This is a genomic window from Pantoea sp. X-Soil-OKNW-556, from assembly GCF_059730695.1.
In genome coordinates this window covers 1,434,183-1,457,038 of sequence record NZ_AP035990.1, presented here as the reverse complement: position 1 = coordinate 1,457,038, position 22,856 = coordinate 1,434,183, and the positions used below count along the sequence as shown (strand labels likewise).

The window sequence follows — 22,856 nt, the reverse complement described above, 5'->3', positions numbered from 1 at the left end:
GCCCGGTGGCCCGGGCATGGACATTTCAGGGCGCGCTGAAAGAAACTGCATCACGGACCATTTCATCAATGCCTGGACGCAGATCATTCAGAGTGATGGGCGAGCTATTGTTAGGGAGCGTCTTACCGAAGGCCTTACGCACCACTTTAATCAACGGTTTGCCGGTTTGCGCATCGCTGGCTTCAACTTCGAGGTACAGCGTACTGTTCTGGGTACGATGACCGGTCGCGGCCATGGTTCCGGCGATGACCGCTGCAACGGGTACCACTTCATAGAATTGCACCCCCTCATTTTCGCTACCCACGGCGGTGATTGCCGCTCTCACCACCATCGTATTGGGTCCCTTCTGGGTCACGAGATTTTTATGCACCGTGATGCCGTCTTTCAGTTTTTGGTCGGCATATTGTCGTATCGCGTCCAGCGTCTGCTGGCTGATACGCTGCGTCGGATGCGCCGCCGGGTAATAAACTATTGGGGTATAAATGACGTTGGGATACTTCGCCGCATGATAATCGGGCGATATCCAGCGCATCGTCGGTTTGCCACTCGCCGATTCCGCCATTTTTAACTGGCTGTAATCACCGAGAAAGCCTGAATATTGTTTGGTATCAGCAACATGGGAGGTGCACCCTGCTGTGAGGAAAGCCAGCGTCACCAGGGGAACAACGAGATGTGATCGCATACGAAAGCCCTTATGAGTAGAAATGGCTTTTCAAGCTTAGTTTGAGCAGTAACGAGCAGTAAGAAAAATTGAAGAAATGTGAATAGCAACCGCCTGGGTTACTGACGCAACACAGGCGGTCTGGGGCTTATTCGAAGCAGGTTTCCGGGTTATCGGACAGGGAAACAAACTCATCGCCGCCTTTAGTCAGCGCCATGATTTTGCCGCTCTCAATATCATAAACCCACCCGTGCAGACGCAGCGAACCTTTACGCAGCGCTACCGCGACAGAAGGATGTGTTTTGATATTGTGGAGCTGGGCGATAACGTTCTCTTTCACCATCTCAGTAAGCTTGATTTCCGGCGTGTCGTACTTTTTGTTCTCTACGACGGCGCGCGCAGCATCTGCATAACGCAGCCAGTGTTCCACCGCAGGCATGGTATCCATGCAGGAGCACTCGGCAATGGCTTTCATCGCGCCACAGTTGGAGTGGCCGCAAATGATGATTTCGCTCACGCCCAGCGCCACCACGGCATATTCGATGGTGGCGGATACACCGCCTGGCTCAGGTCCGAATGACGGCACAATATTGCCCGCATTACGGATAACGAACAGTTGACCCGGCTCCTGCTGTGTAACCAGTTCCGGCACCAGACGGCTGTCTGAGCAGGAGATGAACAGGGCTTTAGGATTTTGGTTGGACGCCAGGCTTTTGAAAAGATCCTTCCTTTCAGGAAACACATTCTGTTGAAAACTCAGAAAACCTTTGATGATCTCTTTCATTTCTCTGCTCTCACATTATCCACTTCTGCCCTGGCAGTGAGCAATTTCACCGTCAGCGCTGCATAATTTTTTCTTGTATCGATAATAGCTTACAGGCACCAACCGGGCATTTAAGCAAAATCACCCGGTGAAGACAACCCTGAGCAAGTTGCGGCTTTAAAACAGACTATACAATTTCCCCGCGGACACCTGTACAATCGCCCCCCTATCCACACTAATTATGATGAATTTTTATTCTTATGAGCCATGTCACCAATCCTCCACGCGTGGGCTTTGTCTCACTCGGCTGCCCAAAAAACCTCGTTGACTCGGAACGTATCCTGACGGAACTGCGTACCGAAGGTTATGACGTGGTACCACGCTATGATGACGCGGAGATCGTCATTGTTAACACCTGTGGATTTATCGACAGCGCCGTGCAGGAATCCCTGGAAGCGATTGGTGAAGCGTTGAACGAGAACGGGAAAGTGATCGTCACCGGCTGCCTTGGTGCCAAAGTGGATCAAATCCGCGAAGTGCACCCGAAGGTGTTGGAAATCACCGGTCCCCACAGCTACGAGCAGGTGCTGTCACACGTTCATCACTATGTGCCGAAGCCAGAGCACAACCCGTTCCTCAGCCTGGTGCCGCAGCAGGGCGTGAAGCTGACGCCGCGCCACTATGCCTACCTGAAGATTTCGGAAGGCTGCAACCATCGCTGTACCTTCTGCATCATCCCGTCAATGCGTGGCGATCTTGATAGCCGCCCGATTGGCGAGGTACTGGACGAAGCCAAACGTCTGGTGGAAGCCGGTGTGAAAGAGCTGCTGGTCATTTCTCAGGACACCTCCGCCTACGGCGTCGATGTTAAGCATCGTACCGGATTCTGGAACGGTTCCCCGGTGAAGACCAGCATGGTCAGCCTGTGTGAACAACTGGCAAAACTTGGCGTCTGGGTGCGCCTGCACTACGTCTACCCTTACCCACATGTGGATGATGTCATTCCGCTGATGGCTGAAGGTAAGATCCTGCCGTACCTCGACATTCCGCTGCAACACGCCAGCCCGCGTATTCTGAAGCTGATGAAGCGCCCGGGTGCGGTTGAACGTACGCTGGAGCGTATTAAGCGCTGGCGTGAAATTTGCCCGGAACTGACGCTGCGTTCCACCTTTATCGTCGGCTTCCCGGGAGAAACCGAGGAAGATTTCCAGATGCTGCTCGACTTCCTGAAAGAAGCGCGTCTGGATCGTGTCGGCTGCTTCCAGTACAGCCCGGTTGAAGGCGCGACCGCCAACCAGCTGCCGGATCAGGTACCGGAAGAGGTGAAGCAGGAACGTTTCGAACGCTTTATGCAGCTGCAACAGCAGATCTCGGCTGAACGTCTGCAAGAGAAAATTGGCCGCGAAATTCTGGTGATCATCGATGAAGTCGATGAAGAAGGAGCGGTCGGTCGCAGCATGGCCGATGCGCCAGAAATCGATGGTGCGGTCTACCTGAACGGCGATCGTCAGGTGAAAGTCGGTGACGTGGTGCGCGTCAAAGTGGAACACGCCGACGAATACGATCTTTGGGGTTCACGCGTTTAATCCCTCCTCCCCCATGCCCGTCATGGGGGATATCATTTTCCGCCGAAATTATTTTTCCCCGACAGTAAAGCGCCTTTCTTTTACACCGATAACCTCTGTACACGCCCCTTTTGCCCAGAGAGTTCAGGATGCTTAAAAGAATGAAAGTCGTGACCGCCATTATTGTGATTCTGGTGGTCTTTACAGCCATGCAAGTCGTTTCCGGCTCGCTGTTTCTGACCTCGCTCATGGCGGGTCAGCGTAACTTCACCACCAGCGATCAATTATCCCACCAGCAGCGCGAACTGGCCGATGGCTGGCAAACGCTGGTAAAAACCCGCGTCACCATTAACCGCGTCGCCATACGTATCCTGAAAAAGCAGACCGATGCAGCCTCACTGGCGGCGATTGACAAATTGATCACGGCGGCGGGCGTCTCGCTGAATGAAGCGCAGCAGCACTTTGCCCAGTACAAAAGTCTGCCACGCATCAAAGGCCAGAGTGATGCTGCCGCCGCCCTTGTTGAAGCAAAATTCACCGCCATGACGGATTTGCTGCAACAATCCGCCACCTTTCTGAAAGCCAATGATTACCCTTCGTATGGCAATCTTGATGCCCAGCAAGCGCAGGATGACCTCGAAGAGGCTTACAAGCAGTGGCGTGCGCAGAACGTCGAGTTGCTGGCACAAGGCAGCGCGGAAAACGAAAGCGCCTGGCAACGTGTGCTGGCTATGGTTGCAGTGATGGCCGTGGTGGTGGTGCTGATGCTGGCAGCAGTCTGGGTGTTGGTTCGCCGTATTCTGCTCACCCCGATGAAGCAACTGCAAAAACAGATGGAACGTTTTGCTGAAGGGGATCTTTCCGGCAGTCTGCACGTAGAAGGCCGCAGTGAAATGGCGGCGCTGGCTGCCAGCCTGAATCATATGCAACAGGCGCTACTCAGTACCGTCAGCAATGTCCGTGACAGCGCTGATGCGATCTTCAGCAGCGTCAGTGAAATCGCTACCGGGAATAACGATCTCTCCTCACGTACCGAACAACAGGCCGCATCACTGGAGGAGACCGCCGCCAGTATGGAGCAGCTCACCGCCACCGTGAAACAAAACGCCGATAACGCGCGCCAGGCCACGCAGTTGGCAAGAACCGCTTCCGATACCGCCGATAAGGGTGGCAACGTGGTGGCTGGCGTGGTGAAAACCATGCACGATATCGCCGACAGTTCGAAAAAGATCGCGGATATTACCAGCGTGATTGATGGCATTGCCTTCCAGACCAATATCCTCGCCCTTAACGCGGCAGTCGAAGCGGCTCGCGCCGGAGAACAGGGACGCGGTTTTGCGGTGGTGGCAGGTGAAGTACGTAACCTGGCCCAACGCAGTGCCCAGGCAGCGAAAGAGATCAAGCTGTTGATTGAGAACTCGGTTCAGCGTGTCAATCTCGGCTCACAACAGGTTGGCAGCGCGGGCGATACCATGCAGGAAATCGTCAGCGCCGTCACCCGCGTGACCGATATTATGGGTGAGATTGCCTCCGCATCGGATGAGCAGAGCCGTGGTATCGACCAAATTGGCCAGGCGGTGAACGAGATGGATCGCGTTACGCAACAGAACGCCACCCTGGTGCAGGAATCGGCGAATGCGTCGGCATCGCTGGAACAACAGGCCAGCCGTTTGTCTGCGGCGGTAGCGCGTTTTAACACCGGCACACGTCAGGCGGTGGCGGCGCTGGTGCGTCCGTCAGCGCCAGCTGTAGCTCCGCGCGCGTTGAAGGCCCCTGCTGCCTCCGGCAATGACAATTGGGAAACGTTTTAAGGTAAAACGGCGCGATAAATCGCGCCGTTGCTCACCTGGTTCAGGTTTTCAATTTCGGATCCAATGCATCACGCAGCCCATCGCCCAGCAAATTAAACGCCAGCACCGTCAGGAAAATGGCGAGGCTGGGGAAAATCGCCACATGGGGGGCAATCACCATATCGGCGCGTGCTTCATTGAGCATCGCGCCCCACTCTGGCGTGGGCGGCTGCGCACCCAGGCCAAGAAACGACAGGCTGGCGGCCGTGATAATCGAGGTGCCAATACGCATGGTGAAGTAGACCACAATCGATGAAACCGTACCCGGCAGGATATGGCGCATAATGATGGTCCAGTCCGAGGCACCGATGCTGCGGGCCGATTCAATATAAGTCTGATGTTTGAGCACCAGGGTGTTACCCCGCACCAAACGCGCAAACGCCGGGATACTGAAAATCGCCACCGCGACAATCACGTTACTCATGCCGCTGCCCATAATCGCCACCACAGCAATCGCCAGCAGAATGCCCGGAAAGGCAAACAACACGTCGCAGACGCGCATGGTGATACGATCCCACCAACCTTCGTAGTAGCCTGCCAGCAAACCTAATAAGGTACCGATCACCGTCCCTATCGCTACCGAAAAGAAACCGGCAATTAAGGAAATGCGCGTGCCGACCAACACACGGCTAAAAATATCGCGTCCGAGGGAGTCAACCCCAAACCAGTGCATCAGCGACGGGCCTTCATTCAGGCGGTCATAATCGAAATAGTTTTCGGCGTCAAAGGGCGCGATCCAGGGGGCGATAAAGGCCACCACGATCAGCAACAACACAAACGCCCCCGCCAGCAGCGCCACATGCTGGCGACGAAAGCGTCGCCAGAACTCGCGCCAGGGGGTGCGCACCCGGTTTTCCGTCATCGTCGGCATGATTTTCAGTGCCGCCTCGCGTCGCCAGTTTTTCATTGCGACTCCTTACCTGTAGCGAATAGCCGGGTTGATCGCCGCGTACAACATATCGACAATCAGGTTAATCAGAATGAACTCCAGCGAGAACAGCAGCACCTCGGCCTGAATCACCGGGTAATCACGCATCTCCACCGAATCCACCAGCAGACGACCCAGACCGGGCCAGTTAAACACCACTTCCACTACGATCGAACCGCCGAGCAAAAAGCCAAATTGCAGCCCCATCATGGTGACCACTGGAATCATGGCATTGCGTAGCCCGTGTTTGACCACCACCAGCGTTTCCCGCACCCCTTTGGCCCGCGCGGTGCGCATATAATCCTCCTGCATCACCTCCACGAACGATGCACGGGTAAAGCGTGCCATCACCGCCGCAACCGCCGCGCCGAGGGTGATGGAGGGCAGAATGTAATGCTGCCAGCTGTCGGCACCCACGGTCGGCAACCAGCCTAAATCCACGGAAAAAATTTGCATCAGCAGCATACCGAGGGCAAACGCCGGAAAAGAGATCCCCGACACCGCCAGCGTCATACCCAGTCGATCCGGCCAGCGGTTACGCCATACCGCAGAGACGATGCCAATCACCATGCCAAACAGCACCGCCCAGATCATGCTGCTTAATGTCAGCCACAGTGTCGGAAAAAAACGCGTGGCGATCTCTTCGGAAACCGGACGTTTCGACACCATCGACTGACCAAAATCCCCCTGCACCGCATTCCAGATGAAATGCCAGAACTGCTGGATCAATGGCTGATCAAGGCCCAGTTCCTGACGCACCAGCGCGACGACCTGCGCATCGGCATCGGACCCGGCAATCAAGCGTGCCGGATCGCCCGGCAACAGATGTACAAACAGGAACACCAGCACCGCCACAATCAGCAGCGTGGGAATCAGTCCCAGTAATCGTTTGAGAAAATAATTCAGCATGCGAAGTCCTGCACGGTGAGGAGCAGCCACGCGGGCTGCCCCTCAGGGTTACTTCAGGTCGGCCTCATCAAAGTTAAATGAGGTATCAGGCATGACGTAAAAACCGCTCAGGTTTTTGTTACTGGCAGACAGCAGTTGCTCCACCACCAGCGGGATCCACGGATGGTCGTTCCAGATGCGATCCTGTGCATCTTTATACAGTTTGGCTTTCTGGTCGCGATCGGTGGTTTTCAGCGCATCGGCCAGATCTTTATCAACCTGGGGATTGCTGTAAAACGCGGTATTGAAGATCGCTGGCGGCCATGAGCTGGTGGCAAACAGCGGCGTCAGCGCCCAGTCGGCTTCACCGGTCGAGGCTGACCAGCCGGTATAGAACATGCGCACGCCGCTCTCTTTCTGGTCTTTGCTTTCCACTTCCGCCGCACGCTGGCCGGCATCCATCGCCAACACCTTCACTTTAACTCCAACCTGCGCCAACTGTTGCTGGGTGAACTGCAACACCTTCTGCGCGGTGCTGTGGTTATGTGATGACCACAAGGTGGTTTCAAAACCATTCGGGTAACCCGCCTCTTTCAGCAGTTCACGCGCTTTGGCCGGATTGTAAGCAATGGCGGGATACTTCTGCGCAAAATCGATGGCTGGCGGCACAATGCCCGTGGCGGGCGTGGCATAACCGGCAAACGCCACCTTCGCCAACGCCTGGCGGTTGATGGCATACTCCAGCGCCTCACGCACCTTCGGATTGTCGAATGGCTTTTGTGTCACGTTCAGGCTGATATAGCGCTGCATAATCGACGGGGTCGTGACCACATCGAGCTTGCTGTTTTTTTCCAGCAATTTGGCCTGTTCAAACGGCACCGGGAAAGCAAAAGTGGCTTCGCCGGTCTGCAACATCGCCGCGCGGGTGTTGTTATCCACCACCGGACGCCAGGTAATGCTGTCGAGCTTTGGATAGCCCTTTTTCCAGTAGCCATCCCACTTCTTCACTTTGACGAAGTCAGTCTGGTTCCAGGTGACAAATTCAAACGGCCCGGTTCCCACCGGATGGAAACCAATATCCTTGCCATATTTTTTCAGCGCCGCTGGGGAGATCATCACCGCCGCCGGATGAGCCAGGTTATTGATAAAGGCCGAGAACGGCTGCTTCAGGGTGATTTTGACCGTCAACGGATCGACCACCTCGGTGCTGGCGACGTATTTAAACAGGTTGTAACGCTTGAGGTGATTATCCGGGTTGCTGGCGCGATCGAGGTTGACCTTCACCGCCTCCGCATTGAAGTCGGTGCCATCCTGAAACTTCACATTGGGACGCAGTTTGATGGTGTAAGTCAGGCCATCGCTGCTGGTTTGATAGCTTTCAGCCAACACGTTGGTCAGCTTCATATCTTTGTCGAAGCCGAACAATCCCTGATAGAAGGACTTCGCCACCGCCTGCGACAAGGTGTCGTTAGCATCGTAAGGATCGAGGGTGGTAAATGTTGAAGCCACGGCAATCACCGCATCTTTCGCCGCCCAGGCCGGTAGCGCCAACGCCGAACTTAACAACCCGGCAGTGATAACCCCTTTACGCATAATATGGTGCATCGTTATCGTTCTCCTGTAGTCCCTGTCTTTGCGCACACCAGCCGGTGACGCGGATGAGTTGCTGCTGTTCAGGTGCCGCTGATGGCATGGCGGGCGACAAAATGCCCCGGTGCCACCTCAATCAATGGCGCGACTTCCGGCTCATCGCCCAACGGACGTATCGGGCTGGGGATTTCATCCACCAGCAACGCCCGTTCACGACGCCGGTGTGCCGGATCGGCCACCGGCACTGCCGCCATCAGTTTTTTGGTATAGGGATGGCGCGGTTGCTCAAACACCGCCTGGCGTGGCCCCATCTCCACGATCTGTCCAAGATACATCACCGCCACACGATGGCTGATGCGTTCCACTACCGCCATATCGTGCGAGATAAACAGAAACGCGATGCCAAATTCGCGCTGCAAATCGAGCATCAGATTGATGATTTGCGCCTGAATCGACACATCCAGCGCCGAGACCGACTCATCAGCAATCACCACTTTGGGGTTCAGCGCCAGCGCGCGCGCAATGCAGATACGCTGACGCTGACCACCGGAAAATTCATGCGGATAACGTTGGGCATGTTCCGGCAACAACCCGACGCGCTCCAGCAGCCAGGCGACACGTTGCTCGGCCTGGCGGCGGTTCATCGTCTGATGCACCAGCAGCGGCTCCATGATGGAGAAACCCACCGTCAAACGCGGGTCGAGCGAGGCGTAAGGGTCCTGAAAGATAAACTGAATATCACGACGCAAGGCCGCCAGCGCCCGTCCCTCGAGCGCATCAATGCGTTGCCCGTCAAAAGTAATGGTGCCGCCCTGACTGGCGACTAAGCGTAGCAGAGAACGACCGGTGGTCGACTTACCGCAGCCGGACTCCCCCACCAGGGCGAGCGTTTCACCGGCATAAAGATCAAAACTGACCTTCTCCACCGCATGGACGCGACGTTTTACCCGATTGAGTAAACCGCTGCGGATATCGAAACGCGTAACCAGATCGCGTACCTGTAGCACCGGCGGGCGGTCAACACGCACCGTATCCTGCGGCGTCTGGGCTTCTTCGCGACCATCACGGTGGATAAGCGGAAATTTTGCCGGAAGCGGTTGTCCATTCATCGCCCCCAGTTTAGGCACGGCGGAGAGCAGTGCCCGGGTGTAGGGTTGCTGTGGCTGGTTAAACAGTTGCTGCACTGGCGCACGTTCAACCACATCGCCGCGATACATTACCTGCACCCGGTCGGCCATTTCCGCCACCACGCCCATATCGTGGGTGATAAAAATCACCCCCATCTGCATCTCTTTTTGCAGCACGCGGATCAATTGCAGGATTTGTGCCTGAATGGTGACATCCAGCGCGGTCGTGGGTTCGTCGGCGATCAGCAGAGCGGGTTTACAGGAGAGCGCCATAGCGATCATTACGCGCTGACGCATGCCTCCGGAAAGTTGATGCGGATAGCGCGACAAGACATTTTGCGCTTCGGGGATGCGCACCAGATCGAGCATATGGCGCGCTTCAGCCAACGCCTGTTGATGGCTTTTGCCCTGATGCAGACGGATCGATTCGGCGATTTGCTCACCGACGGTGAACACCGGATTCAGCGAGGTCATCGGCTCCTGGAAGATCATCGCCATATCTGCACCGCGTACGCGTCGCATCTGGCTGGCAGGAGCCCGCATCACATCCAGCAACTCGCCATTACGCCGTCGCAGGGTGATTTCACCGCTGACTTCCCCACCCGCCTGCTGGATCAGCCGCATCAACGCCAGCGAAGTGACCGATTTACCCGAACCGGACTCCCCCACCAGCGCCAGGGTTTCACCACGATGCAGATCAAGCGAGAGCTGGCGCACCGCTTCGGTAATACGTCCTTCATGCTGGAAACGTACGTTCAGATCCCGTACCGCCAGAACCTGGTCTGGCGTTAATTGCCGTTGCCGATCCGTCATGCCTGCTCCTTTAGCTATCGCGGTAAATGGCTACCTCAACTTCGCCGCCCACATAAGCGAATCCGCGGTACATTCCTTCACTGTTAAACGGCAGCGCCACATTGCCATCACGGTCAACGGCAATCAGCCCACCGCTGCCATCCAGTTCCTGGACTTTATCGTGAATTACATTGGCGCTGGCCTGTTGCAGCGTGCGACCGGCATAACGCATTTGTGCCGCCACGTCGTAAGCGGCGAGAGTGCGGATAAACACCTCGCCAGTGCCGGTACAGGAAACCGCGACCGAATCGTTGTTGGCGTAGCACCCGGCACCGACCAACGGTGAATCGCCCACGCGTCCCGCCTGTTTGTTGGTCATGCCGCCGGTTGAGGTGGCAGCGGCCAGATTGCCATGTAAATCCAGTGCCACTGCACCGACCGTACCAAATTTACGATCAGGATCGAGTGGGTCATCGCTGTGGCTTTGCGCCGCACCGTCATGATCCAGCACCGCCTGATCGCTGCCGAGCGCGCGTTGCAGCTGCTCCCAGCGTTCAGGGGTGGAGAAAAAGTCTGCCTCAACCATCTCCAGCCCCTGCTGGGTGGCAAAGGCTTCCGCACCGGCACCGATAAACAGCACATGCGGGCTGACCTCCAGCACTGTGCGCGCCGCCAGTACCGGGTTACGGATATGGTTAACCCCGGCGACCGCGCCCACTTCCAGCGTACGGCCATCCATAATACTGGCATCCAGTTCATGCGTACCCTGATGGGTAAACACCGCCCCTTTACCGGCGTTAAACAACGGACACTCCTCCAGCAAGCGCACGGCCTCGGTCACCGCGTCCATCGCGCTGCCGCCATCGGCCAGAATTTGCTGACCAGCGGCGACAATCGCCGCCAGTTGCTGACGATAATATTGCTCTTTTTCGGCGCTCATCGCCGCGCGAGTGATGGCACCCGCGCCGCCGTGAATGGCGATAACTGCTTTAGTCATACCCGTTACCCTGTCAAGGAATCAGAACCAAAAACACTGATTTAGAATGGTTTTCATTATTTTTTGGCAACTTTCGAATATAGAAAGGCCATCCCGCCTTGTAAAGCAGAAACTGTGCTGCCGGGTCATAACCTTTTATTGTGGTTTATGCCTTTAAGTTTGACAAAAGCGTGAGCAGTGCCCGGTTTAGCAGGGGCGAAACACTATACTCACAGCAAAGATCATGCCGGAGCAAGCCATGAACAGTTATAACCATGCCCTGGTGCTGGTTCAGGGAAATCAGGATGGCGCATTGCTGTTGAACCACGCCGTGACGCTGGCTGAAGAACTGGCGATGACAGTCACCCTCGCCCATATCAGCGATGATTACCGGGAAATGAATTATGTGTCGGACAGCCTGATGAACGATGTGGTGTCGGAGGATGTAATTCGGGCGAAGGCGCTGATGAGCAAGCTCTCCGCCAGCGTAAGTCTGCCGGTTAAATGCCATGAGCTGGTTACGTTGCGCCGCTTTAAAGACGTCGAAAAATGCATTGCCGAAAAACATATCGATTTAGTGATTGTCGGACACCATAACCGCTTTATGGGGGTCCTCACCTCCAATTCCATGGAATACATCAACCGGTTAAACATTGATGTGCTGATAAAACATTTGCCGTAATAATGCGGCGGCAGGCATTTGCCTGCCATAATAGGCAGCATCTGACATAACCAGGCTGATATGGACATGGAACCTTTTACTGCGGGCTTAATCTCCCTCGAAGACGCCCAGCAAAAAATGCTGGCGCAACTTACCCCGATTACCGATTCATTACAGGTATCGTTATTCGAAGCCGCCGGGCGTATCACCGCCCAGCCGGTGTTATCACCGCTGGATGTCCCCCCCTTCGATAATGCCGCGATGGACGGTTATGCGGTACGCCTCGCCGATGTTGCACCGGATCGCGTGTTGCCTGTCGCGGGCAAAGCCTTTGCCGGTGGACCTTTCAACGGCGAATGGCCGCTGGGAACGGTTATCCGCATCATGACCGGCGCGCCGGTCCCCGCAGGCTGTGAAGCGGTGGTGATGCAGGAAGAAACCGAACAACGTGACGGTGGGATTGTCATCACCGCACCGGTCAACGCCGGGCAGCATATCCGCCGCAGTGGTGAAGATATTCAGGCGGGCAAACAGGTAATGGACGCCGGTGTGCGTCTCGGTGCCGCTGAGCTGCCGCTATTGGCCTCTTTGGGCATCGCCCAGGTCAGCGTGCTGCGTAAATTGCGGGTGGCGATTTTCTCCACCGGCGATGAATTACAGGCGGTGGGACAACCACTGGCAGCAGGACAGATCTACGATACCAATCGCTTCACCGTGTCGTTGATGCTAAACCGCCTTGGTTGCGAAGTGATCGACCTTGGCGTGATTGGCGACGATCCTGTGGCATTGCGTCAGGCATTCAGTGAAGCAGATCGCCAGGCCGATGTGGTGATCAGCACGGGCGGTGTATCGGTCGGTGAAGCCGACTTTACCAAAGCCATGCTGGAGGAGCTGGGGGCCATCACCTTCTGGAAACTGGCGATCAAGCCCGGTAAACCTTTTGCCTTTGGTCGACTCGCCAACAGTTGGTTCTGCGGCCTGCCGGGCAACCCGGTATCGGCGGCAGTGACCTTCTATCAACTGGTTCAGCCGTTGCTCGGTACCCTCACCGGCCAGCAAGCGCCGTTGATACCGGCACGTTTGCGCGCCAAAGCCACTCAGCGTCTGAAAAAATCACCGGGACGCCTCGATTTCCAACGCGGTATCTTCAGCCGTGGCGCAGACGGGATGCTGGAAGTTCGCAGCACCGGGCCGCAGGGTTCACATGTGTTCAGTTCCTTTGCACTGGCGAACTGTTTTATCGTGCTGGAGCGTGAACGCGGTAACGTGGAAGTCGGTGAATGGGTCGACGTTGAACCCTTCAACAGCCTGCTGGAGGGATAAATGCACGCGGAGTTAAGCGATGAAGAGATGCTGCGCTACAACCGGCAAATCGTGTTGCGTGGCTTCGATTTTGACGGGCAGGAAAAACTAAAAGCCGCGCGTGTTCTGGTCGTTGGGCTTGGCGGGCTGGGTTGTGCCGCCGCACCTTATCTGGCCGCAGCGGGCGTGGGGCAACTGACCTTGCTGGATTTCGATACCGTCGCGCTCAGTAACCTGCAACGGCAAATCCTGCATCGTGACAGTACGATTGGTATGGCGAAAGTGGATTCTGCTGCACAGCAGCTGGCAGCGATCAATCCCCATTGCCAGTTAGAAACCCTCAATGCGCAGCTTGAGGATACGGCACTGGGCACCCTGATTGCCCGTCATGATGCGGTACTGGATTGCACGGATAACGTCCATACGCGTGAACAGATCAACCGCTGGTGCTGGCAACACAAGGTACCGTTGATTTCTGCTGCCGCGATTCGCATGGAAGGCCAGCTCAGCGTATTTACCTGGCAGCCGGATACGCCCTGTTATCGTTGCATCAGCCGTTTGTTTGGCGAGCAGGCGCTGAGCTGCGTTGAAGCCGGTGTGATGGCTCCGTTAGTTGGGGTTATGGGGGCCATGCAGGCGATGGAAACCCTTAAAGTTTTGACGGCCTTTGGCACCCCAGCCAGCTCACGGTTGCTGATGTACGATGCCTTGAGCGCCGAGTTCCGCACGATGAAAGTGGCGCAGGATGTGCATTGTGAGGTGTGCGGGGGGAAATAAACAACCGTACCAACTCAATGCGGCGCGATAAATCGCGCCGCTACGCTGTTTTTACACAATCCCCTGGCTACGCAGATAATCTTCGTAGTTGCCGGTGAAGTCCACCACGCGATCGCCTTTGATTTCCAGCACACGGGTTGCCAGCGAGCTGACAAACTCACGGTCATGCGAGACGAAAATCAGCGTGCCTTCGTACATCTCCAGCGCCATGTTCAGCGATTCGATGGATTCCATATCGAGGTGGTTGGTCGGTTCGTCCATAATCAGGATGTTCGGTTTCTGCATCATCAGCTTACCAAACAACATACGGCCCTTCTCACCACCGGACAGAACTTTAGCTGGCTTCTTGATATCGTCCTGGCTAAACAGCAGACGACCAAGAATGCTACGCACTGCCTGCTCGTCGTCCCCTTCCTGTTTCCACTGGCTCATCCAGTCGAACACCGTCAGGTCGTCGGCAAAATCTGTCGCGTGATCCTGCGCGTAATAACCAATGCGCGCATTCTCGGACCATTTAACCGTACCATTTTCCGGTGTCAGCTCGCCTACCAGCGTTTTCAGCAAGGTGGTTTTACCAATACCGTTGGCACCCAACACCGCCATTTTTTCTCCGACTTCCAGCAGCAAGTTCAGATTTTTAAATAACGGGCCGTTATCGAAACCTTTGGTGATGGCTTCCACTTCCAGCGCATTGCGGAACAGTTTCTTATCCTGTTCAAAACGAATAAAGGGGTTCTGACGGCTGGACGCTTTCACTTCATCCAGTTTGATTTTCTCAATCTGTTTAGCACGCGAGGTTGCCTGACGCGATTTTGAGGCGTTAGCGCTAAAACGGCTGACAAAAGATTGCAGGTCGGCAATTTGCGCTTTCTTTTTCGCATTATCTGCTAATAAACGCTCACGCGCCTGGGTGGCTGCGGTCATATATTCGTCATAGTTACCCGGATAAACGCGCAGCTCGCCGTAATCCAAATCCGCCATATGCGTGCAAACCATATTCAGGAAATGACGGTCATGCGAAATGATGATCATGGTGCTGTTACGTTCGTTCAGTACCTGCTCCAGCCAGCGAATGGTGTCAATATCCAGGTTGTTGGTCGGTTCATCGAGTAACAGAATATCCGGGTTGGCAAATAATGCCTGCGCCAGCAACACACGTAATTTCCAGCCGGGCGCAATTTCGCTCATCGGTCCGTAATGTTGTTCTACCGGGATACCTACACCCAGTAATAATTCCCCTGCGCGGGATTCAGCACTGTAACCATCCATTTCACCGTATTGCACTTCGAGGTCAGCAACTTTATAGCCTTCCTCTTCGCTCATTTCCGGCAAGGCATATATGCGGTCACGTTCCTGCTTGACGGCCCATAATTCATGGTGCCCCATAATCACGGTATCGAGCACGCTATATTGCTCAAACGCAAACTGGTCCTGACGCAACTTACCGATACGTTCATTCGGGTCGAGGGAAACATTTCCCGCGCTTGGCACCAGGTCACCGCCCAGTATTTTCATGAAGGTCGATTTACCGCTGCCGTTTGCACCGATTAAACCGTAACGATTACCGCCGCCAAATTTAACGGAGATATTCTCAAACAGCGGCTTACTGCCGAACTGCATGGTGATATTGCTGGAAACTAACACGGCATTGACCTTTGTTACGCAGTGGAGGAAAAAACAGCGGGCATTATGCCAGAAGCAGGCACCGGGATGCCACCATTGTGCGGGCCAGGTACAACAAGCCGTTGTTTATTACCCCATAAAAAAAGCCGAAGGTGATGTCACCTTCGGCTCCCGCTTACAAGGATTGTGCAGATTATTTGATCAGGAAGCTGTCGAGGCTTTTGCCAGCATCCAGTGCTTTTTTAATCGCAGCAGGAGTACGGCCCTGACCAGTCCATGACTTCTCTTCACCGTTTTCATCAGTGTAAGAATATTTTGCCGGACGCGGCGCACGCTTGGCGCGTTTTTTACCGGTTTCCAGCGCACCCAGTAATTCGTTCGGATCAATACCGTCAGCCAGCAACATTTCGCGGTATTTAGACAGCTTCTCTTCTTTTTCGCGATTCTGCGCTTCTTCCGCTTGTACTTCTTCACGACGCTCGGTGACGACCACAGTTAATTTTTCCAGAATCTCTTCCAGGTCAGTCAGTGGCAGATCGCGAGCCTGTGCACGTAATGTGCGAATGTTGTTCAGAACTTTAAAGAATACGTCACTCATCACAATGTCCTTGCTTAAGGGGGTTTAAATAAACTGTAGTGGCAAGATTACCCAATTCAAATAAAAAAATAAATTAATTTTACATCGCGGATAATTCTTAAGGGATAACGATAATGATCACGCAGTTGATTAAACCAGGCGGGCCGCTTTATTTACCCCAAATTAACACCGACAACTTGTACCCTCAGCGAAATCCTGCATCGATTTTCAGAGGATATTGTCTCTGCGGTAGAAGTGAGCACAAAGGTAAACAAAGATTAATGGACTGATGAAAACATGTTTTTAGCTATGCAATGCTTATTTATAGCATAACCAGGTTAAGTCACATTTTTACGCAAACAAACATAAAAAAGGCCGGTATTTCACCGGCCTGTATCACATTTTCATCGGCATGTTCAGCGACTTTTCTTTATGGCTTTCGTCTTGCCGGTTGTTGTTGCTCATCATGACAAACAGCCGGACAAATAATGTTCTGGCCGTTGGCGGGTAAAGTCAGAGAGGTCACGGAATTTACGCTCAGGAAAATAAAGAATACGCGGGAGTCAACATCGTGAGCCGCAACTGTACCCGCTGCGGCCCTGACAGATTATTTGACTTCAGTTGCCGGACCAAATACCGCGTAGTCAGGCAGATTGACCGTCTGATACGGTTCCCAGCCACCACCGAGCGCTTTATACAACGCCACCAGGTCTAAAGCCGTTTGCATCCGCGCCTGAGTGGATTGCGCCTGCGCCTGCGCCAGCTGACGTTGTGCATCCAGCACGTCGAGGAAGGTGGAGATCCCCTGGCGATAGCTGTCAGTCGCGAGATCAAAAGCCCGTTGTAGCGCCCCGGTGGTTTCATCCAACGCCGTCACCTGCTGTTGATCAGCACGATAACTGACCAGCGCGTTTTCCACGTCCTGTAACGCCGTGAGTACCGTCTGACGATACTCAAGCGCCGCATTGGCCTGCTGCGCGCGCGCCAGTTTCACGCTGGACACCAGTTGCCCGCCCTGAAAGATCGGGATCGAAAGTGACGGGCCAATGCTATAAAAGTGGCTGCTCCAGTTGTCCAGATAGCTGGCGTCGGTGTTACGCACGCCAAGCTGTCCGGTCAGTGACAAGCTGGGGAACAGCTCTGCCACCGACACACCAATATTGGCGGTTTGCGCGTGCAGCGTGGCTTCCGCCTGACGAATGTCCGGTCGACGTCGTGCCAGCGTGGAAGGAATACCCACTGATACCAGTTTCGGTAACGCAGGCAGCGGTTTTACGCTCGCCAGTTCACTGTCCAGCGCGCCAGGGGTTTTCCCCAACAGCACCGCCAGCCCATTCATCGCCTGGCGCTCCTGCGCCTGATATTGCGGCAACTGCGCGTTAAGGGATGACAACTGCGCACGGGCGTTCTCAACATCAGTCAGCGGTGCCATACCGTTGCGCTGCTGGCTCTGGGTCAGTTCTGAGGTTTGTTGCGCGACGGTAATCTGCTCCTGCAAAGTTTGCAGCACCGCCTGCGCACCGCGCAGTTGCAGATACGCTCGCGCCACTTCAGCTTGCAGCGAAACCAGTGCATCGTTACGCTGCTCAATCGCCGCCTGCTGCTGCGCATTGGCCATCTCGATCTGACGTCGCACTTTGCCCCAAAGATCCAGTTCCCAACTGGCATCGAAGCTTCCCTGATACAAATTCACCGAATGCGTCAAACCATTGAGCTGATCCGCCACATCGCTATCGACCTGATTATATACACCGTTCGATTCCAGCAACCCCTTTAACCCAAGCTGCTGACGGGTCATTTTGGCCGAACCGCTCAGCGTCGGAAACAGTCCGCCACTCGCCTGCGCCAGCTGCTCACGCGCCCCGGCAATGCGCAGCACCGCCTGTTGCAGCGTCAGGTTATCGGCTATCGCACGGGTGATCAGACTGTCGAGCAACGGATCGTTAAAACTTTTCCACCATAGCGGGTTGGTCGCTGCTGACAACGGTTTTGACGCTTCCTCCGAGGGGAGATCACGGTAGCTGGCAGGCGTTTGTGCATGGGGTGGCTGATAATCTGGCCCCACCGCACACCCGGCCAACAATAGCGCGAGCGAGATAGCACTCCGTGACGGCGCGCTGCGCACGAACTTGTTCATTTTAATGGGCTCCTGCACTGCCTTCACTCTTAATCGGCGAAAGCAACCAGCAAAAAGGAATCAACAGTACTGCCACAATGCTCAGCCCCATAAAGACATCGATATAGGCAAGGATGCGTGACTGGGCGATCATCTCCTGGTAAAGCTGACCGCTGGCAATTTGCAGCGGATCGCCCACCGCCGTGGTGTAATCACGGATCGCCTGCGCCCAGTGCTGCAATGTGAGGTTAAATGGCTCATTGAGCGGCGTCATGTTGTGCACCATATTGGCCGACTGCGTCTGCATTCGCTCGGTGATCGCCGCCGTTGACAGCGAGATACCGATTGATCCCGCCACGTTACGGAACATGGTAAATAACGCAGCTGCATCAGCGTTTAAGCGCTGCGGTACGGTGATAAACGCAATAGTGGTCAGCGGCACAAACAGGAAGCCAAGGCCAATCGACTGGGCACTGCGCATCAATACCAGGGTGGTGAAATCGACATTCGGCGTCAGGCGGGTGGAATAGCAGAACGCCAGTGCCAGGCAACTGAAACCAAAGGCGATGATGTAACGTGTCTGCACAATGGGCATCAGCTTCAGCACCAGCGGGATGGTCAGCACAATCAGCACCGCGCCGGGCGACAGCACCAGGCCAGACCAGGTGGCGGTATAACCCAGATCCTGCTGCGCCAACTGCGGCAACACCACCGAACTGCCGTACAGAATCATCGCCATACCCGCCATCAGCAACCCGGCGACCCAGAAGTTGCGATCCTTCATCACCGTCAGATCCACCACCGGCTTACGCACGTAGAGCAGCCAGTAAACGGCACCAACAATCCCCACCACCGCCAACCCGGCAAACAGGCGAATAAAGTGGGAAGCGAACCAGTCGGCATCTTCACCACGGTCCAGCATCACCTGCAAACATCCCAGCCCAAGGGTGATCAGCCCGATACCGATGTAATCAATCTTCAGGCGGCCTTTTTCCCATTTGCTTTCCCACGGCGGATCTTCCAGCAACTGGTAAATTGCCAGCACCGTCAGAATCCCGACCGGGATGTTGATAAAGAATACCCAGCGCCAGCTGTAGTTGTCGGTGATCCAACCGCCCAACGTGGGACCAATCACCGGTGCCACAATAATCGCAATCGAGGAGAGGCCAAATGCCTTGCCGCGATCTTCCGGTTTGAAATAGTCGAGCAGCACCGATTGCTGCGTTGGTTGCAGACCACCGCCGAAAAATCCCTGCATCACGCGAAACAGAATGATTTGCCACAGCTCCGTCGCAATGCCGCATAGAAATGAACAGACGGTGAACATCACGATACAAATCAGGAAAAACTGTTTGCGACCAAACAGGCGGGTAAAGAAGGCCGAAATAGGCAGGACGATGCCGTTCGCCACCAGGTATGACGTCAGCACCCAGGTGGATTCGTCATAACTGGAGGAGAGCGATCCGGCGATATGTGGCAGCGCGACGTTCACGATGGTGGTGTCAAGGATCTCCATAAACACCGCCAACGTTACCGTGATCGCCACCAGCCAGGGATTGCTGGCGGGTTTCCAGCTCTGGCTCGCACTCATTCCACAGTCACCTTCGGTTCAACTGACAGTCCCAGCGGCAATGGATGGTTGGCATCAAGACCTTTATCGATGACAATTTTCACCGGCACACGCTGGACGATTTTCACATAGTTACCGGTTGCATTCTCTGCCGGGAAGGTGGAGAAGCGCGAACCGGTCCCCATCTGGATACTGTCCACATGCCCTTCCAGCTTGAGGCTCGGCCAGGCATCAACACTGATTTCCACTTTATCGCCCGGATTCATCCGCTCCAGTTGCGACTCTTTAAAGTTGGCGGTAATCCAGATATCGGGCGAAACCAGCGAGAACAACGCAGTTCCCGCCTGCACCAGTGAACCGATATGGACATTACGTTTGGTGACGAAGCCCTCGTATGGCGCACGTACCTGGGTGTAAGACAGATTCAGTTCGGCGGTATTCAGTTGCGCCTGCGCCTGCTCAACCTGCTGTTGACGCGCTTCGACATTGGTTTCCTGGGCACGAAGCTGCAATTGCACCTGCGATGCCACCTCAACCTGCGCCTTCGCGCTAAGCAACTGTGCTTCGGCGGAGCGTAATTGCACCGTCGCGCTGTCAATATTGCGCTGTGAGGTGGCGCGCGGATCGACCGCATGTTGCCGGCGATAATCGGCTTGGGCATTAAGCAAATTCGCCTGTGCTTTCGCTTGATCGGCTAATGCCTGGTCGCGCTGTGCCGGATATTGTACGCGGGACAACGCCAGTTGCGCCTGCGCCTGATGCAGCTGCGCTTGCGCCAGCCCGAGTTGGGCTTTCGCCTGATCGCGTTGTGCCACGTTATCACGCGGATCAATCTCAACCAGCAAATCGCCTTTCTTCACCCGCTGGTTATCTCGTACCAACAGATTCACCACATAACCTGCGGCTTTCGGTGCGATGGTGACGGCATTGCCTTCGGTAAAGGCATCATCGGTGGTTTCAATGTTGCGATTGCTAAACCAGAACCAGAAAATCACCAGCAGCATGATCACGGCAACAATTACCAGGATAACCAACGGCTTTTTACCTGGTCGTTTACGTTCCGGCTCATTATTATTTGATGAATTGACGTTCGATTCTTCTGGCTGATGTGGGTTTTGTGCCGCGTGTACAGACGGCTGATTTTTGTTATCACTCATAAATTGTCATCTTAATCCTGGCCCCGATCCCCGGGCGTAAGCGGTCAAGTTAACCTTAGATAACAAATTGACAAATTCCAGTGTTTCTTTACAAAACAGTGAAAGCACGCATTTTCAGCTAAAAGGCGCGATAACATACTGAAAAGGCGGTGACTAACCGCCTCAGGTGAAGAGAATTCGCTGGTTTAGCGCAGCCATTGCAACAGCAGCCAGCCACTGAGCATCGACCACGCCAGCATCGGCAGTGAGAAGAGGTGGAAGCGCCACCAGACGCGGCGATCCTGTGCCATCCGCAACGCAATCAGGTTGGCCAGCGACCCCGGCAGCAAGCCAAATCCACCGATATTGACTGCCCAGGCCAGAACATCGGAGGGCGGCACCTTTTGCAACAACAGGATAGTTGAGGGCACATTACTGATGATTTGCGACAGACCAATCGCCAGCAGATACAACCCGCCCTCGCCTAACTGGCCAATGGCGGCGAAATGCGGCTGTAACAGCGACAGATGCATCAGTAAAAAGACGTCGATAAACATCGCTACAAATACCAGCAGCAAACTCCAGTCGATGCTGATCAGTACCTGACGGGCCAGCAGTAAAAAACACCCCGCAACCAACAGCAGCGCCCACCCCGTTAGCTTCAGTTCAAGCGCCATCACAAACAGCAGGTACAACACCACGCTGAGGATAAACAGCGGTTTTTGCCACTGATGTTCCTGCCCGGCGTCATGTTTCTGGATGGCACGCGGCGAAAAGCTCCACCAGGTCAACGCCATCAGCGTCAACATCAGCCAGGCCGCAATCGGCAGCATTTGCAGAATAAAGGCGGAGACGCTCAGCGATCCGTGGCTCCACAACAGGATATTTTGTGGGTTCCCCACTGGCGTAAGCAGCGATCCGGCATTGACCGCCAGCGCTTCGAAGATGATCAGGCGCGAAATCGGCAGGCGGGAAAACTTACGCAGCGTCAGGGTCAGCGGCACCAGAATGAACAGCGCAACATCATTGGTGAGAAAGGTAGAAAGCAGCGCAGCGGCACAGACCATAAACAACGCCAGCGCCCGTTCATGCTGAAATCGCTGGATCAGCCGCGCGCCCAGCACATCAAAATAGCCGCTGTTTTCCAGGCCTTTGGTCAACATCAACAACCCGGTGAGCGTCATGATGGTGTGCCAGTCCACGGCACCCGGCAACTGCTGCCAGCGGAAATCCGCAAATGGCAGCAATATCACACCCAACAGCAACAACAAATGCAAAATGCGATCACGCATGAAAGAACGAAGCACGATGGGCATGATGGCGAAAAGCCTTAACAGTTAGCGACTCTCATAAAACTTCTTAAACACGGCGAGGGTTTCATCACTGACGTGATGTTCAATACCTTCCGAATCACGACGCGCCGTTTCGGGACTGATGCCCAGCGCCAGCAGAAAAGTTTCTACAATGTGATGGCGCGCACGGCTCTCTTCCGCCAGTTTCTCCCCTTCACGCGTCAGGAAGACCCCGCGATAGGGCACCTGCTCAACCAGTCCGGTGCTGCCGAGGCGCTTCAACATTTTCGCTACGGTCGGTTGGGAAACACCGAGCCGCGCAGCCATATCTACCTGGCGCGCCTCACCAAATTCACGAATCAAATCAGAGATTAACTCAACGTAGTCATCAATTAATTCACGACGATGTGCTTCGCGCACCTGGCGAAATCCTTCGACATGCTCCTCTATATCTTTAAGCGGCCCCTGCGGCGGGGTAATGGCGCTCTTGGCACGACGACTCATTCAGCTTCCTCTTTATTATTTGCCATACCAGAACTGCGGTACGGGCTAGCTGCGCTCATTGTAAACCAGGCACAAATAAGCACAAAATTTTCCTAAATAGCCTTGGCTAAAGGGTATAGCCGGTGCTATATTCGCTGATAATGTAAGCAGCAATGCTC

General features: G+C 54.9%; 19 protein-coding genes. 5 read left to right on the top strand and 14 right to left on the bottom strand.

Annotated elements, in window-relative coordinates; genetic code table 11:
- Nucleotides 1–25 precede the first annotated feature (25 nt).
- Both AC6I8T_RS06655 and AC6I8T_RS06650 read right to left on the bottom strand, forming a co-directional pair.
- The gene (locus AC6I8T_RS06655; protein ID WP_208725107.1) at nt 26–682 is read right to left on the bottom strand and encodes a DUF3313 domain-containing protein; all 657 of its coding nucleotides are present in this window, start codon (nt 680–682) and stop codon (nt 26–28) included.
- 127 nt (nt 683–809) lie between these two features.
- The gene (locus tag AC6I8T_RS06650) at nt 810–1,445 is read right to left on the bottom strand and encodes a carbonic anhydrase (protein WP_208725106.1); all 636 of its coding nucleotides are present in this window, start codon (nt 1,443–1,445) and stop codon (nt 810–812) included.
- A gap of 239 nt (nt 1,446–1,684) precedes the next feature.
- Here AC6I8T_RS06650 and rimO point away from each other — a divergent pair, with 239 nt between their 5' ends.
- Nucleotides 1,685–3,010, top strand: coding sequence for a 30S ribosomal protein S12 methylthiotransferase RimO (gene rimO, locus AC6I8T_RS06645; protein WP_021182553.1), 1,326 nt, complete (start codon nt 1,685–1,687; stop codon nt 3,008–3,010).
- Nucleotides 3,011–3,138: 128 nt separating this feature from the next.
- Complete coding sequence (locus AC6I8T_RS06640) at nt 3,139–4,800, top strand: methyl-accepting chemotaxis protein (RefSeq protein WP_208725105.1); 1,662 nt, start codon at nt 3,139–3,141, stop codon at nt 4,798–4,800.
- A gap of 40 nt (nt 4,801–4,840) precedes the next feature.
- On the opposite strand, the gene gsiD is transcribed toward AC6I8T_RS06640, so the two are convergent.
- The 5 genes from gsiD to AC6I8T_RS06615 all read right to left on the bottom strand — a co-directional run bounded on the left by gsiD (nt 4,841) and on the right by AC6I8T_RS06615 (nt 11,161).
- Complete coding sequence (gene gsiD, locus AC6I8T_RS06635; protein WP_021182551.1) at nt 4,841–5,746, bottom strand: glutathione ABC transporter permease GsiD; 906 nt, start codon at nt 5,744–5,746, stop codon at nt 4,841–4,843.
- A 9-nt stretch (nt 5,747–5,755) separates the two neighbouring features.
- A complete protein-coding gene (gsiC, locus tag AC6I8T_RS06630; protein ID WP_021182550.1) occupies nt 5,756–6,676 on the bottom strand; it encodes a glutathione ABC transporter permease GsiC in 921 nt (306 codons plus the stop codon).
- Between the two features lie 48 nt (nt 6,677–6,724).
- Entirely contained in the window at nt 6,725–8,260 is a 1,536-nt protein-coding gene (gene gsiB / locus AC6I8T_RS06625; protein WP_021182549.1) for a glutathione ABC transporter substrate-binding protein GsiB, read from the bottom strand.
- 68 nt (nt 8,261–8,328) lie between these two features.
- Nucleotides 8,329–10,185: a glutathione ABC transporter ATP-binding protein GsiA gene (gene gsiA / locus AC6I8T_RS06620; RefSeq protein WP_208725103.1), complete on the bottom strand. Its 1,857-nt coding sequence runs from the start codon at nt 10,183–10,185 to the stop codon at nt 8,329–8,331.
- A 10-nt stretch (nt 10,186–10,195) separates the two neighbouring features.
- Nucleotides 10,196–11,161: an isoaspartyl peptidase/L-asparaginase family protein gene (locus AC6I8T_RS06615; protein WP_208725102.1), complete on the bottom strand. Its 966-nt coding sequence runs from the start codon at nt 11,159–11,161 to the stop codon at nt 10,196–10,198.
- Nucleotides 11,162–11,399: 238 nt separating this feature from the next.
- Here AC6I8T_RS06615 and AC6I8T_RS06610 point away from each other — a divergent pair, with 238 nt between their 5' ends.
- The 3 genes from AC6I8T_RS06610 (at nt 11,400) to moeB (ending at nt 13,880) form a co-directional block, all read left to right on the top strand.
- Nucleotides 11,400–11,822: a universal stress protein gene (locus AC6I8T_RS06610; RefSeq protein ID WP_021182546.1), complete on the top strand. Its 423-nt coding sequence runs from the start codon at nt 11,400–11,402 to the stop codon at nt 11,820–11,822.
- Between the two features lie 66 nt (nt 11,823–11,888).
- On the top strand, nt 11,889–13,124 hold the full coding sequence (gene moeA, locus AC6I8T_RS06605) for a molybdopterin molybdotransferase MoeA (RefSeq protein ID WP_497833618.1): 1,236 nt from the start codon (nt 11,889–11,891) through the stop codon (nt 13,122–13,124).
- On the top strand, nt 13,125–13,880 hold the full coding sequence (gene moeB, locus AC6I8T_RS06600; RefSeq protein ID WP_497833617.1) for a molybdopterin-synthase adenylyltransferase MoeB: 756 nt from the start codon (nt 13,125–13,127) through the stop codon (nt 13,878–13,880).
- A 51-nt stretch (nt 13,881–13,931) separates the two neighbouring features.
- Here the strand turns inward: moeB and AC6I8T_RS06595 are convergent, their stop codons facing one another.
- The 7 genes from AC6I8T_RS06595 to mntR all read right to left on the bottom strand — a co-directional run bounded on the left by AC6I8T_RS06595 (nt 13,932) and on the right by mntR (nt 22,698).
- Nucleotides 13,932–15,524 (bottom strand): ABC-F family ATPase, encoded by a 1,593-nt coding sequence (locus AC6I8T_RS06595; RefSeq protein ID WP_021182543.1) that lies wholly within the window; start codon nt 15,522–15,524, stop codon nt 13,932–13,934.
- A gap of 172 nt (nt 15,525–15,696) precedes the next feature.
- The gene (locus tag AC6I8T_RS06590; RefSeq protein ID WP_021182542.1) at nt 15,697–16,101 is read right to left on the bottom strand and encodes an H-NS family histone-like protein; all 405 of its coding nucleotides are present in this window, start codon (nt 16,099–16,101) and stop codon (nt 15,697–15,699) included.
- A 586-nt stretch (nt 16,102–16,687) separates the two neighbouring features.
- Complete coding sequence (locus AC6I8T_RS06585; protein WP_497833616.1) at nt 16,688–18,217, bottom strand: efflux transporter outer membrane subunit; 1,530 nt, start codon at nt 18,215–18,217, stop codon at nt 16,688–16,690.
- Between the two features lies 1 nt (nt 18,218).
- A complete protein-coding gene (locus tag AC6I8T_RS06580; RefSeq protein WP_208725098.1) occupies nt 18,219–19,787 on the bottom strand; it encodes a DHA2 family efflux MFS transporter permease subunit in 1,569 nt (522 codons plus the stop codon).
- On the bottom strand, nt 19,784–20,923 hold the full coding sequence (locus AC6I8T_RS06575) for an HlyD family secretion protein (protein ID WP_208725097.1): 1,140 nt from the start codon (nt 20,921–20,923) through the stop codon (nt 19,784–19,786). The genes AC6I8T_RS06580 and AC6I8T_RS06575 overlap by 4 nt, the downstream gene beginning before the upstream one ends.
- A gap of 185 nt (nt 20,924–21,108) precedes the next feature.
- Nucleotides 21,109–22,218 carry an SLC13 family permease gene (locus AC6I8T_RS06570; protein WP_208725096.1) on the bottom strand — a complete coding sequence of 370 codons (1,110 nt, stop codon included), beginning with the start codon at nt 22,216–22,218 and terminating at the stop codon, nt 21,109–21,111.
- Nucleotides 22,219–22,239: 21 nt separating this feature from the next.
- Nucleotides 22,240–22,698, bottom strand: coding sequence for a manganese-binding transcriptional regulator MntR (gene mntR / locus AC6I8T_RS06565; RefSeq protein WP_013508441.1), 459 nt, complete (start codon nt 22,696–22,698; stop codon nt 22,240–22,242).
- Nucleotides 22,699–22,856: the final 158 nt, after the last annotated feature.